This window comes from Ruegeria sp. K11 (genome assembly GCF_056531905.1).
The window spans coordinates 312,335-324,256 of sequence record NZ_JBQFMP010000003.1 but is presented as its reverse complement, the minus strand read 5'-3'; the positions used below and the strand labels follow the sequence as shown (position 1 = coordinate 324,256).

Sequence of the window (11,922 nt, the reverse complement as noted above, 5' to 3'; positions counted from 1 at the left end):
GTGGGTTTCGAGCAGGGTGCAATTTAACGATACGAACCCTTCATATAGCAGTTTCGACCTCCGCGTGACCGAGATATAGTGGTGGGCGACTCATTGCTGGAAAGGAAAATTTCATGCCGCTGTCTTCTGACCAACTGGCCGAGATCGAAGCGCAACGCGCGCAGGCAAGCCCGACACGCCGTGTTGTCGCGGACGGTATGGAAGACCACCTTTATACGGCGCATCAGGTTTTGGACCACGGTTTTGTTCGCGTGATCGACTATATGGGGGATGATGCGGCGATCTGTCAGGCGGCGCGCGTATCTTACGGCAAGGGCACCAAATCGGTTCAGAATGACGAAGGGCTGATCCGTTACCTGATGCGGCACTGGCATTCGACCCCGTTCGAGATGTGCGAGATTAAGTTACATGTCAAACTGCCGGTGTTCGTGGCGCGCCAGTGGATTCGCCACCGGACCGCCAATGTGAACGAATACTCGGCGCGGTATTCGATTCTGGACCGCGAATTCTATATTCCTGCGCCCGAACACGTCGCCGCGCAGTCCGAGGTCAACAATCAGGGGCGCGGCGACACGTTGCAGGGGGAAGAGGCCGCGCGGGTGTTGGAGATTCTAAAGGCCGACAGCGCGCGTTGCTACGACAATTACGAGGCGATGATCGCTCAGGACGGCCAACAGGGGCTGGCGCGCGAATTGGCGCGAATGAACTTGCCAGCCAACATTTATACGCAGTGGTACTGGAAGGTGGACCTGCACAATCTGTTCCATTTCCTGCGGCTGCGGGCCGATCCACATGCGCAATACGAAATCCGTGTCTATGCGGATACCATGTGCAAGATCGTGGCGGACTGGGTGCCTTTTGCCTATCGCGCGTTCGAGGATTACCGCCTTGGCGCGGTCAATCTGTCTGCGCAAATGGTGGCCTGTCTGCGCCGTATGCTGTCTGGTGAAGCTGTCACGCAGGAGAATTCCGGCATGACCGCCCGCGAATGGCGCGAGTTTGAGGCAGTAATCCGGAAGGGCTGAGTGCATCTGGCGTTTATCCATCCGCTCGTTATGGATTTTCTGTGCCGACAGCAAGACATGTTTGACGTCAATTCAGGGTGCTTTTTGTGCGACGCCACCGTTTGTCCCGGTAAAGTCAAATAGCCGATCGCCCGCCCGAATTGCTTGCCCGCACGCCGGATTCACTGAGCGATTGCCTCGCCATTCGGGGCAAAGAAGGCAACGAAGGGCACAGGTCTGAATCTGCAAGCCGGGGAACTGGACGATTGTTCCGATTCAACCGGGATATCCTGCGCTGTTGCGATGGGGAAAGCCGTAGACACTCATGCCACAGATGATCCGGCGCGAGGCTAATATCGTCGTCAAATTGAGTGGTCAACGGCCGTCTGTTGGGCCGCTAACCGTTTTAATACACTTCGTGATGTAACGAAGGTTCTTCTACAATGGCTTCAAATCAGCCGCCATCTGGCGTCCGTCACGGCCGTCCTGCAGCTCGTACTGGACTTTCTGATTGTCGGCGAGTCCGGTCAGACCGGATCGTTCTACGGCTGAGATATGAACAAACACGTCTTTGCCGCCTTCATCGGGGGCGATAAACCCATAGCCTTTAGTGGTATTAAACCATTTCACGGTGCCGGTAGGCATTTCCCGTGTCTCCTTCTACTTACACGTTGTCCCACAAATTGGTGGGGCTGTGGCTGGCGCGACGGCAACACATCACTATTTGACCCACGCAAGACAGCGCGAGTTTCGTGTTCCGCCTTTTTCAACATTGCACGGTAAAGTAAAAAATCAAGAATAACCGAGGCTAACGAACCGTTTTGCACAATTTTGTATCAAAGACAGGAACAATCGAAATATGCGCCTTTATGGACTGAAAACATGCGATACCTGCCGTAAGGCACTGAAATCACTTCCACAAGCCGAGTTTGTGGATGTCAGGGCGCAGGGTGTTCCTGCTGAAGTGCTTTCACAGGCCCTCGAAATTTTCGGCAAAGCTTTGCTCAACACCCGATCGACAACCTGGCGTGGGTTGAGCGAGGAGGAGCGCAACCATCCCGTGTTGGATCTATTGGCCGCCCACCCAACTCTGATGAAGCGCCCATTGATTGCAATTGAGGGGCAGATGTTCCTGGGCTGGACAGATGAGACCCGGCGGGGACTTGGAGTCGTCTGATCCATCACATATGTGACAAGCTCAGGTACGGAGTAGGTTCGAATGCGCAACGCAGCCATGGTTTTGGGCGTCATCGCCGGTTTGGTCGGAATGATCGTCGGTTTTTTCGGATATGGGTTTGTCGAGGCTATCCGCCAATTTGGCGAGATCGAAGGCATCGCCGAGCAGGTTGAGAACCCTGGGCTTGTTCAGACAGCCTCGATCGTCGCGCCCTTGCTTGCGATTGCGGGCGGCGCAATGGCGCATTCACGCGCGTTGATCGCGGGCATTTTGCTGCTGATTTCGGCGGCGGGGATGTATTATGCGTTTGGGTTCGGTGTCTTCACCATGTTCCCAATCGCCTTCGCAGGTGTTGCGGGGATGCTTGGGCTGGCCGCGGGAAAACCGGACCAGCCCAAGGCGCATTTCTAGGTTACTTCAAGCGCAGAATGCGATCCAGTGACAGTGGGCCTGCGCCGTTGATGAAAATAACCAGCAGCAGGAAGGTCCACATAACCCGCTGATCCATCAGTGTGATCGAGTTGTTGAACAAACCGCCCAATGCAACGCCGTGGCCAGTCACGTCAGCAATGGTCTGCACCCAGACAAACCCGATCATGCCAAGTGCGGCCAGACGGGTCAGCAAACCAACCAGCAAAAGCGCAGGCAGGACAAATTCTGCCACGGTGCCAAAGAAGATCACGATGCGCTGAAAAAAGCTCATCTGCGTGACGTCATACAGAACGGCTTCGGCCGCTTTGGGGAATATCTGACCGAACGCACCCGCCGAGGGCGAGAAAATCGAGCCATCGATTTTCAGCGTGGCCGAATTCCAGTAATAGACCAACAAGACAGCGATAAAAATCAGCCGGGCCAACGTCGGCGTCAACCAGCCGGACGCGCTGTCCACCTTTTCGATTTTTTCATTGTAAGTTGAGATCAGGGCAGTCATGTGTCCAGCCTTTCGATAGTCACGGAAGTAATTGCACCGCCCTGTAAAAGCAGTGCCAGAGTGGTTCCAAGGTCAAAGTCGGGGGCGTTTGCAACAACGGTTTCATAGGCTTCGCCGATGCTGTGCCCGCCTTCGATAAGAGCGATCCAATCGGCACCGCCCTCGGGCAGAAGATCGGGCGCGGGATCATATTCGGCGCGGGTAATCAATACATCCTGCGCGCCGGGTTCCGGTTTGGGAGCGTCAGTTTGCGAATTGAAGCACCAGATCGCATGGATCGGCCATTCTGATCGGATGACCTGCATCGCAGGGGCCAGGGTCAGTTTCGCCCGCATCAGGTCCTCGGGCGAGAGCGTCAGCGCTTCGGCTTCGATCCCCTGACTGTCTGCGGCGTGATAGGACCGGCGCAGGGCGAGTTCCAACCGCGCGACATCCGCCAGATATCCAATATGCGACAACTGCTCCATCCCCGCCAGAAACTCGGGGAATTTTTCACCATAGAACATCATCAATGGTGAAGAGGGTGGATTCTGCCGCAGAAACATCCCGGACAACCCGTCCATGTTCTGCGCGCCCAGCAGTTTGGTGATCACCGGAAAAGCCTGATGCATGGCTTCGGTCAGCGACACGGCAACGTTGTTGCGGTAAACGCTGAACCTGCGACCCGCGGGTCGGTTTTCGGCGTCCAGCAGACCGTCAGGGACGGGTTGATTGGCGTCAAGCAGGGCCGTGTGAAAATGTGTCTGCGACACGCTCATGCCGGAACCCGTTCGAGCGCGGTTTGCGCGCGTTCCGCCTCGGCCCGCAAAACAGGCCAGTCCGGAACATCCGTGTCCCATTCGATCAACAGGGGTTTGGGGCCGGATTTGTCCAGCACATAATCCAGAAGCGCCCAGACCGGGTCCACAACCTCGCGTCCATGGCTGTCGATCAACAGCGGTTTGCCGTGGTCGTCCTCATCCTCGTCATGGCCGCCAAGATGGATTTCACCGACCTTGTCCAGCGGATAGGCGTCGATATAGCCCTGCGGTGAGAAATCCAGATTGGTCGCTGACACGAAGACGTTGTTCACGTCCAGCAAAAGGCCGCATCCGGTACGTCGCGCGATTTCGCGCAGGAAATCGGGTTCGGACCATGTACTTTCTTCAAAGGCCAGATAGCTGGACGGGTTTTCCAGAAGCATCTGCCGCCCGACAATTTCCTGTACCTGATCAATATGATCGCAGACGCGACTTAGCGTTGCATCGGTATAGGGCAGCGGCAGCAGGTCGTTCAGAAAGTGGCTGTCATGGGTCGACCAGGCCAGATGTTCGGAAAAGCTGGCCGGGTTCAGCCATCCGACAAGGTGTTTCAATCGCGCAAGGTGATCCGCGTCCAACGGAGTATCGCCGCCAATTGACAGACCGACACCGTGGACGGAGATCGGGAAAAGTTCGGACAGATGACGCAATTGCGCCAAAGGGCGTCCGCCATCACCCATATAATTCTCGGCATGGATTTCCAGCCAGGCCACTGGTTTTGCGTGGTCAAGTATCTGCGAGAAATGCTGAGGCTTATAGCCGACACCCGGAGCTGCGGGCAAACGGTTCGACCTGAGTGCATCGTCCAACATGAGCCTATTCCCTGATCACGACAAAGGGGCGGGCGTGATTGCCCGCCCCCTGACATTCGAATGTTCAGCCTTATGCGGGCAGGTCACGATCCAGCGGCTCCAGCGAACCTTCGCGGGCTGCGCCGTCTGCTGTCTTGGGCAGTTCGATATCGGCACAGGTGCCGGCATCGACCAGAGTCCATGCGTTGCCCTGATAATCGACGGTCGAGGTGCCCGCGCAGGTGGTGCCGGGGCCAGCGGCACAGTCATTCTGACCGGCCAGAGACACGCCATAACATTTCTCTTTCGCTTGGGCGCTTGCTGTGGTGGCAACGCCCGAAACGGCGGCTGCAACTGCGCTTGCGATAACCAGTGTTTTTGCGGTGTTCGACATCTCGAGTAATCCTTTTGCTGACTGCGTATGTCTGCTTGTGACACTGACAAAGGTAGTGGCTTGGGCCGCAGAGTTGAATTCACGAGCCCGTGTCTCACAACCCCGTCAAAGACTGTCATGCCCTCTTGCAGGTTAACAAATTGTTTTCGAAATGAAAATTGCTAATTGTTTCAATCCGGCCCCGAATTCAGGGCCGGATTTTCAGCGATTTGCCGCCGAATGTTACAGCAGATCGGGCGGTGTCGCGGCCTGCGACAGCTCATTTGTTACAGTCTCAAGCGATTGAACCTGCGTTTGTTTTTCGCCCAGACGCCGCACGCTGACGGTACGGTCGTCCACTTCACGATGCCCGACCGCGAGAATCACGGGGACTTTACCAACTGAGTGTTCGCGGACCTTGTAGTTGATCTTTTCGTTGCGAATGTCGGCCTCGGCCCGCACACCCGCCGCCCTGAGCGTGTCGACCACGTCTTTGACGTAGGCATCCGCATCAGAGGTGATCGAGGCAACCACGACCTGACGCGGGGCCAGCCAGAAGGGCAGCTTGCCTTCCCAGTTCTCGATCAGGATGCCGATGAACCGTTCGAACGAGCCCAGGCAGGCGCGGTGCAGCATATAGGGGCGGTGCCGGTCGCCATCAGCGCCGACATAGGTCGCGTCCAGCCGCTCGGGCAGGTTGGGATCAACCTGGAACGTGCCGCATTGCCAGACCCGGCCGATGGCGTCGGTCAGATAGAAATCCAGCTTGGGGCCGTAGAAAGCGCCATCGCCGGGTTCCAGCGTATAATCCCGGCCCACCGCCTTGATCGCGTTTTCCAGCGCGCCTTCGACATAATCCCAGCTTTCATCGGTGCCCACGCGTTTTTCGGGGCGGGTGGCAAAGCGGATCTCGAACTCTTTGAAGCCGAGCTCGTCATAGACATTTGCCAGAAAGTCGATGAAGCGGGCGCATTCCTCTTGGATTTGGTCCTCGGTGCAGAAGATATGGGCGTCGTCCTGCGTGAATCCGCGTACGCGCATGATACCGTGCAGCGCCCCCGACGGTTCAAACCGCGCGCATGATCCGAATTCCGCCAGCCGCAGCGGCAGATCGCGATAGCTTTTGAGGCCCTGATTGAACACCTGCACATGGCAGGGGCAGTTCATCGGCTTCAGCGCGTTGATCCGGGTCTGATCGCGGTTTTTCGAGCTCGCATCGTCGTTTTCGCCGTCGCGGCTTTCGTCCACTTCGACGAGGAACATATGGTGCTGGTATTTTTCCCAGTGGCCCGAGGCCTCCCACAATTTGCGGTCCACGACCTGGGGGGTGTTGATCTCGTTATACCCGCCTGCACGTTGCTTGCGCCGCATATAGTCCTGCAACTGCGTGTAGATGGTCCAGCCATTGGGGTGCCAGAATACCTGACCGGGGGCCTCTTCCTGCATGTGGAACAGGTCCATCTCGCGGCCCAGCTTGCGGTGGTCGCGTTTGGCGGCCTCTTCCAGCATGTGCAGGTGAGCTTTGAGCTTTTCCTTGCCGGTGAAGGCCACGCCATAGATGCGTTGCAGCATCTGGCGCGAGCTGTCGCCGCGCCAGTAGGCCCCGGCGATGGACATCAGCTTGAACGCGTCACCCGGCAGCTGACCGGTGTGCTGCAGATGCGGGCCGCGGCAGAGGTCCTGCCAGTCGCCATGCCAATACATGCGCAGCGGCTCATCCCCGGGGATGGCCTCGATCAGTTCGACCTTATAGGGCTCGTCATTGGCGGTGTAGAAATCGATCGCGCGTTGACGGTCCCAGACTTCCGTTGTCACGGCGTCGCGCTTGTTGATGATTTCCTTCATCTTTTTCTCGATCAGGCCGAGGTCTTCGGGGGTGAAGGGTTCGGCGCGGTCGAAGTCATAGTACCAGCCGTTTTCGATGACGGGGCCGATGGTGACCTTGGTGTCGGGCCAGATTTCCTGCACGGCGCGCGCCATGATATGGGCCAGATCGTGGCGGATCAGCTCATTGGCCTGCGCCTCGTCCTTCATGGTGTGGATGGCGATTTGCGCGTCGGCGTTGATGGGCCATTGCAGGTCCCAGTGCTTGCCGTCGACCGTGGCCGAGATGGCCTTTTTGGCCAGCGAGGTCGAGATGTCGGCTGCCACCTGCGCGGGCGTGATGCCAGCGTCATAGGATCGTGCATTGCCATCGGGAAAGGTGAGTGAGACGGATTTTGAATCCAGGGCCATATTGGCTCTCCTCGTCGGTTTGGCGCCCACTGAACGCCCGGTTGCGGGTTATTTGCGTTCGGCTCGTTTGGCAGGCGGTGACGCGGGTGTCAAGTATGGGAGCGAGGGGCCAGCCCCTCGCGCTCCCCGGAGTATTTTCGAAAAGATGAAGGGTTGGGCGCCGGGAATTGCAGCCGATGCCCGGACGTGCATGATGAGGTTAGCAGCAGTGAGGATGGTATGGCACACGCAGAATTTCTGAAAACGGCGCAGGGACGGCGGCTGGCGTATCACAAGAGGAAAGGGGTGGGGCCGACGGTGGTTTTTCTGGGCGGTCTGAAGTCCGATATGGAAGGCACCAAGGCCGTACACCTTGAGGCCTGGGCGCGGGCACGTGGTCAGGGATTTCTGAGGTTCGATTATTCCGGTCACGGCGAAAGCTCGGGCAGGTTCGAGGAAGGGTGTATCGGTGATTGGCACGAGGATGCGGTTGCTGCGATTGAGACATTGACCGATGGGCCGCTGATCGTGGTGGGCTCGTCGATGGGGGGCTGGCAGGCATTGTTGCTGGCGCGCGTGATGCCTGAGCGGATCGCGGGGATGGTTACGATCGCTGCGGCGCCCGATTTTACGGAAGACGGGTATTGGGCATCATTCTCGGATGCGCAGAAGACCGCGTTGGAGGCCGTGGGCCATGTCGAGCTGCCGTCGGATTACATGGAGCCCTACATCATCACCAGACGCATGATCGAGGATGGACGGCGACAATTGGTGTTACGCACACCTTTGGAATTGCCATTTCCTGTCAGGTTTCTGCAGGGCACAGCGGATACGGCAGTTTCGACCGAGACTGCTGTCCGGTTGCTGGAACATGTGACCGGCGCGGATATCCGCCTGGAACTGGTCAAGGATGCCGATCATCGGTTTTCGGACGGGCCCTGTTTGGGGATTATCGAGCGGGCGATCCTCGATGCAATGGGGGGTGCCTGATGCGATTGTTCGGGTGGGTTTTGGGGCGATTTCTGTTGGCACTGATTGCGGTTGGTGCGTTGGTTTATGTCTTTGGGCCAAGGGAACCGGTCGAATTGCACCCTCGGTTCGAGGCCCGCAAATTCGGCGAGGGGGTTCAGGTATACTTCGAAAGCATCGAATCTGCCTTTGATGATATCGTGCCGGGTGTTGAAAAGCGGGTGGTGTGGCGCGACGGTTTCAAAGAGCAAAGAACACCGTATTCCGTTCTGTATATCCATGGGTTTTCCGCGTCTTCTGAGGAGATTCGCCCTGTCCCGGACCGTGTGGCCGAGGCGTTGGAGGCGAATCTGGTCTATACGCGGCTGGGCGGGCATGGCCGTGACGGGGCTGCGATGGCCGAGGCGACGGCCTCGGGTTGGATGCAGGATGCAGCCGAGGCGCTGGCAGCAGCGCGGGCTGTCGGGGATCAGGTGGTGGTCATCTCAACCTCAACGGGCGGGACATTGGCAGCGGCGGCGGCTCTGGATCCGGAACTCAGCGCAAATGTGGCGGCGATGATTTTTGTGTCACCGAATTTTGGCGTGAATGACAAGGCTGCCTGGATACCGTCCTTGCCCTGGGCGCGGGTTTGGTTGCCGATGATCATGGGACCTGAACGGGGCGCGCCTGGGCCGGATGCGGAAAAGAACAAGTACTGGACCGTGGTGTATCCCTGGGAGGCCGTGGTGCCGATGTCTGTGCTGGTCGATGCCGTCTATGCGCTGGACTTTTCGACGGCGAATATCCCGGCCCTGTTTTGGTTCTCTGATGATGACCAAGTGGTGCGGCCCAAGCGCACGCACAAAGTGGCGCAGGCATGGGGCGGGCCGGCATCGGTTCAGCTGGTAACCATGGGGCCAGGGGATGATCCGCACTCGCATGTGGTTTCCGGCCGGCTGATGTCTCCGGGGCAGACGGACAGGACCGTCAGCGGAATACTGACTTGGCTTGCAGCGCAGGGGATTGAATGACCGCCCTAAGGCGAGGGGACGAGGATGCGTAAACCCGGAAGTATGTGGAGTCTGGAGACATTGGGACGGGTGCGACTGTCCCGGTATTTCTACATGCGAGATTTCCTCTATTCCGAGATTGCCAATTTTCATCAGTTGCAAAATATCCCCGAAAATCCCGATCTGGCCATCGAGACTGGACGTGCCTTTTGTCAGACGCTGCTGGATCCGCTTGAGGAAACCTTTGGGCGCATTGCCGTGCGGTCGGGATATCGGTCGCCCGCCCTGAATCGATTTGGCAACGAGAACAAGCTGAATTGCGCCCGCAATGACAATCCCATGGAGTGCCATATCTGGGATCGCGGAGAAGGTGATGCCCGAATTGCCGGCGCATCGATCGTGATCCCATGGTTTGCCGATCGCTTTGCTGACGGGCGGGACTGGCGCGATCTCGCGTGGTGGATGCACGATCATCTGGACTATTCCGAGATCTGGTTCTTTCCCAAACTCTGCGCCTTCAATCTGGTTTGGAGGCCAAGGCCGCATCGTCGGATCGACAGCTATATCGCCCCGCGTGGGTGTCTGTTGCGCGCAGGTGGTGAGCCTCACGAGCCACTGGAACAGCGGCGCGCGCGATACGCTGATTTCCCGGATTTTCGTGGTCTGGTATACCCTTAGGCGGCGAAGTTCGCCTTCGCAAAAGCCTTCGACTTAATCCGCTGTTCGGTCGAGCGTTGCGCGCTGCGCTTTGGTCAGGACGACGGGTTCTGTGACTGGTTGAGCAGTTTCGATGTTGAAGAACGGGGTGCTCCTCCAGCGACCGGGTAGCCTCGATGTGGCAGTGCGGTGCAGCAGGCCAAAGAGCGCATATCGCAGCTTTTCATGGGTCTGTTTGCCGTTGGGCCCGGGAACAAAGCCGCGCGTTGTTACCGGGCCGAGAGGGGTGGTGTCCTGCAAGCGGTTCACAATGAAAGCGGCGAACGGGAGGGTCGGCGTTGCAGGCGTTGTTGCCACTGGAGCGTTACAGCATTTGGCGTACCACCGTAGCATTCCCTTGGGACTCAACCGCATGACCGCCAGGTTCGCGGCACCGGAGTGGATCCTGATCGCATCAGGGGTTGTGTGGAACACATCTACCGGGCCCGGTGCCGGATCGGGTTGGCCAAAATAAAGTTGGGCGGCGCGGCAATCATGGCACTAGCACACGACATGGGTGCCATACCTGACCCCGGCTGATGTGAGATGTCCATGTAAGGTGCCACAGCTGCAGGAAAAGGCGATATTCGAAGCCGCCTTTCTGTCCATTTTCGTCAGGCGACCCTGTTCTTGTTGGCTGCGCGTCGCCGTGGCTTGCGGCTGTTTTCGTTCATGAAATCAATGACAAGCGGTCGGATGTTGTCACGCCAGCTGCGACCGGCGAAAATGCCATAGTGACCTGCTCCGGGCTCGACATGGCTGGCCTTTTTGCTGTCGGGCAGACCGGTGCACAGGTCCAGCGCGGCGATACATTGACCCGGGGCCGAGATATCGTCATTCGCGCCCTCAACCGACTTGACGGCGACATCGGTGATTTTGCCGATATCGACATTGTGACCGGCCACGACAAACTCGTTGCGCGCAATCTCGCGGTTTTTGAACACACGCTCGACCGTCGAAAGGTAGAATTCGGCTGTCATGTCCATGACTGCCAGATACTCATCGTAAAACCGGTTATGGGCGTCGTGGTCAGACGCTTCATCGCGGACCACGCGCAGGATCTGGTCGGTAAAGGCCTTGCTGTGACGCTCGGCGTTCATTGACATGAACGAGGCCAGTTGCAGAAGGCCCGGATAGACCATCCGACCGACGCCGCGGTACTTGAAACCGACGCGCTGGATCATGGTTTCTTCCAACTGCCCCATCGTCACACGACGTCCGAAATCGGTGACTTCCGTTGGCGTGGCATCGGGATCAACCGGACCGCCGATCAGGGTCAGCGTGCTGGGTTGGGCCTTGGGCTCCACCTCGGCCAGATAGGCCGTTGCGGCGAGTGTCAGTGGTGCGGGTTGGCAAACGGCAACAACATGCGTGTCGGGACCCAGCTCTTTCATGAAATCGACAAGATAGAGAGTGTAATCCTCGACATCGAACTTGCCTTCGGACACGGGGATGTCGCGCGCGTTATGCCAATCGGTAATGTAAACTTCGCAATTGACCAGCAGGCTTTTGACGGTCGAGCGCAGCAGCGTGGCATAGTGGCCCGACATCGGTGCAACCAGCAGCACCTTGCGGGGTTGTTCCTCGCGCCCATTGACGCGGAAATGAATCAGATCGCCAAAGGGGCGCTCAAGCACCGTGGTGATATCGACAAGATGATCCTTGCCGTCCTCGCAGGTGAAGGTGCGAATGCCCCAATCCGGTTTGACGATCATGCGCTGGAACGTGCGCTCAGTCACCTCGCCCCATGCGGCCATCCAATTGAAGGCCGGATTTGGCGTCATCGAAAATAACGGGTAAGATGCCATTGCGCTGGCGGTTGCGCCCAGCCACTGATTGGTGTTGCGGACCGTCTCCATCAGGTCGTAGGTCATCATATAGCGCATCGAAGGGGCCTCCTGAGTGTCAGCCTTGGATTTCGGACCATTCGTCGCTTTGCCCCCCGGTGCCCACGACGTTATTCTGCATAGCAGCG

13 protein-coding genes and 1 pseudogene are annotated in these 11,922 nt (G+C 58.1%); 6 read left to right on the top strand and 8 right to left on the bottom strand.

The window, feature by feature from the left end; genetic code table 11:
• Positions 1-113: 113 nt before the first annotated feature.
• Complete coding sequence (gene thyX, locus ACR0K4_RS06655) at positions 114-1,025, top strand: FAD-dependent thymidylate synthase (RefSeq protein ID WP_480516035.1); 912 nt, start codon at positions 114-116, stop codon at positions 1,023-1,025.
• Positions 1,026-1,442: 417 nt separating this feature from the next.
• Here the strand turns inward: thyX and ACR0K4_RS06650 are convergent, their stop codons facing one another.
• Positions 1,443-1,649 carry a cold-shock protein gene (locus ACR0K4_RS06650; protein WP_170652516.1) on the bottom strand — a complete coding sequence of 69 codons (207 nt, stop codon included), beginning with the start codon at positions 1,647-1,649 and terminating at the stop codon, positions 1,443-1,445.
• Between the two features lie 214 nt (positions 1,650-1,863).
• Between ACR0K4_RS06650 and ACR0K4_RS06645 the strand changes: the two genes are divergently transcribed.
• Positions 1,864-2,181 (top strand): ArsC/Spx/MgsR family protein, encoded by a 318-nt coding sequence (locus ACR0K4_RS06645; protein ID WP_480853323.1) that lies wholly within the window; start codon positions 1,864-1,866, stop codon positions 2,179-2,181.
• A 42-nt stretch (positions 2,182-2,223) separates the two neighbouring features.
• A complete protein-coding gene (locus ACR0K4_RS06640; RefSeq protein WP_480853322.1) occupies positions 2,224-2,592 on the top strand; it encodes a hypothetical protein in 369 nt (122 codons plus the stop codon).
• A gap of 1 nt (position 2,593) precedes the next feature.
• Here the strand turns inward: ACR0K4_RS06640 and ACR0K4_RS06635 are convergent, their stop codons facing one another.
• The 5 genes from ACR0K4_RS06635 to thrS all read right to left on the bottom strand — a co-directional run bounded on the left by ACR0K4_RS06635 (position 2,594) and on the right by thrS (position 7,311).
• A complete protein-coding gene (locus ACR0K4_RS06635) occupies positions 2,594-3,112 on the bottom strand; it encodes a hypothetical protein (protein WP_480516038.1) in 519 nt (172 codons plus the stop codon).
• Positions 3,109-3,870: an HvfC/BufC family peptide modification chaperone gene (locus ACR0K4_RS06630; RefSeq protein ID WP_480853321.1), complete on the bottom strand. Its 762-nt coding sequence runs from the start codon at positions 3,868-3,870 to the stop codon at positions 3,109-3,111. Before ACR0K4_RS06630 ends, ACR0K4_RS06635 begins: the two co-directional genes overlap by 4 nt.
• Positions 3,867-4,724, bottom strand: coding sequence for an MNIO family bufferin maturase (bufB, locus tag ACR0K4_RS06625; protein WP_480516040.1), 858 nt, complete (start codon positions 4,722-4,724; stop codon positions 3,867-3,869). Before bufB ends, ACR0K4_RS06630 begins: the two co-directional genes overlap by 4 nt.
• 70 nt (positions 4,725-4,794) lie before the next feature.
• Positions 4,795-5,097, bottom strand: a complete 303-nt coding sequence (locus ACR0K4_RS06620; protein ID WP_480516041.1) for a BufA1 family periplasmic bufferin-type metallophore — start codon at positions 5,095-5,097, stop codon at positions 4,795-4,797.
• A gap of 222 nt (positions 5,098-5,319) precedes the next feature.
• On the bottom strand, positions 5,320-7,311 hold the full coding sequence (gene thrS / locus ACR0K4_RS06615; RefSeq protein WP_480853320.1) for a threonine--tRNA ligase: 1,992 nt from the start codon (positions 7,309-7,311) through the stop codon (positions 5,320-5,322).
• A 219-nt stretch (positions 7,312-7,530) separates the two neighbouring features.
• Here thrS and ACR0K4_RS06610 point away from each other — a divergent pair, with 219 nt between their 5' ends.
• Genes ACR0K4_RS06610 through ACR0K4_RS06600 form a run of 3 tightly spaced genes read left to right on the top strand, consistent with a single transcriptional unit; the run spans position 7,531 to position 9,929 of the window.
• The gene (locus ACR0K4_RS06610; protein WP_480853319.1) at positions 7,531-8,280 is read left to right on the top strand and encodes an alpha/beta fold hydrolase; all 750 of its coding nucleotides are present in this window, start codon (positions 7,531-7,533) and stop codon (positions 8,278-8,280) included.
• A complete protein-coding gene (locus tag ACR0K4_RS06605) occupies positions 8,280-9,272 on the top strand; it encodes an alpha/beta hydrolase (protein WP_480853318.1) in 993 nt (330 codons plus the stop codon). Before ACR0K4_RS06610 ends, ACR0K4_RS06605 begins: the two co-directional genes overlap by 1 nt.
• Positions 9,273-9,314: 42 nt before the next feature.
• Positions 9,315-9,929, top strand: coding sequence for a hypothetical protein (locus ACR0K4_RS06600; protein ID WP_480853405.1), 615 nt, complete (start codon positions 9,315-9,317; stop codon positions 9,927-9,929).
• Positions 9,930-9,962: 33 nt separating this feature from the next.
• Here the strand turns inward: ACR0K4_RS06600 and ACR0K4_RS06595 are convergent.
• Both ACR0K4_RS06595 and phaZ read right to left on the bottom strand, forming a co-directional pair.
• A pseudogene (locus tag ACR0K4_RS06595) lies at positions 9,963-10,436 on the bottom strand (DUF6151 family protein); the annotation flags it as partial.
• A gap of 125 nt (positions 10,437-10,561) precedes the next feature.
• Positions 10,562-11,833, bottom strand: a complete 1,272-nt coding sequence (gene phaZ / locus ACR0K4_RS06590) for a polyhydroxyalkanoate depolymerase (protein WP_480853317.1) — start codon at positions 11,831-11,833, stop codon at positions 10,562-10,564.
• Positions 11,834-11,922 lie beyond the last annotated feature (89 nt).

Coding starts and splice junctions, on each gene's coding strand:
- thyX (WP_480516035.1), top strand. CDS start 114: ATGCCGCTGTCTTCTGACCAACTGGCCGAGATCGAAGCGCAACGCGCG.
- ACR0K4_RS06650 (WP_170652516.1), bottom strand. CDS start 1,649: ATGCCTACCGGCACCGTGAAATGGTTTAATACCACTAAAGGCTATGGG.
- ACR0K4_RS06645 (WP_480853323.1), top strand. CDS start 1,864: ATGCGCCTTTATGGACTGAAAACATGCGATACCTGCCGTAAGGCACTG.
- ACR0K4_RS06640 (WP_480853322.1), top strand. CDS start 2,224: ATGCGCAACGCAGCCATGGTTTTGGGCGTCATCGCCGGTTTGGTCGGA.
- ACR0K4_RS06635 (WP_480516038.1), bottom strand. CDS start 3,112: ATGACTGCCCTGATCTCAACTTACAATGAAAAAATCGAAAAGGTGGAC.
- ACR0K4_RS06630 (WP_480853321.1), bottom strand. CDS start 3,870: ATGAGCGTGTCGCAGACACATTTTCACACGGCCCTGCTTGACGCCAAT.
- bufB (WP_480516040.1), bottom strand. CDS start 4,724: ATGTTGGACGATGCACTCAGGTCGAACCGTTTGCCCGCAGCTCCGGGT.
- ACR0K4_RS06620 (WP_480516041.1), bottom strand. CDS start 5,097: ATGTCGAACACCGCAAAAACACTGGTTATCGCAAGCGCAGTTGCAGCC.
- thrS (WP_480853320.1), bottom strand. CDS start 7,311: ATGGCCCTGGATTCAAAATCCGTCTCACTCACCTTTCCCGATGGCAAT.
- ACR0K4_RS06610 (WP_480853319.1), top strand. CDS start 7,531: ATGGCACACGCAGAATTTCTGAAAACGGCGCAGGGACGGCGGCTGGCG.
- ACR0K4_RS06605 (WP_480853318.1), top strand. CDS start 8,280: ATGCGATTGTTCGGGTGGGTTTTGGGGCGATTTCTGTTGGCACTGATT.
- ACR0K4_RS06600 (WP_480853405.1), top strand. CDS start 9,315: ATGTGGAGTCTGGAGACATTGGGACGGGTGCGACTGTCCCGGTATTTC.
- phaZ (WP_480853317.1), bottom strand. CDS start 11,833: ATGCGCTATATGATGACCTACGACCTGATGGAGACGGTCCGCAACACC.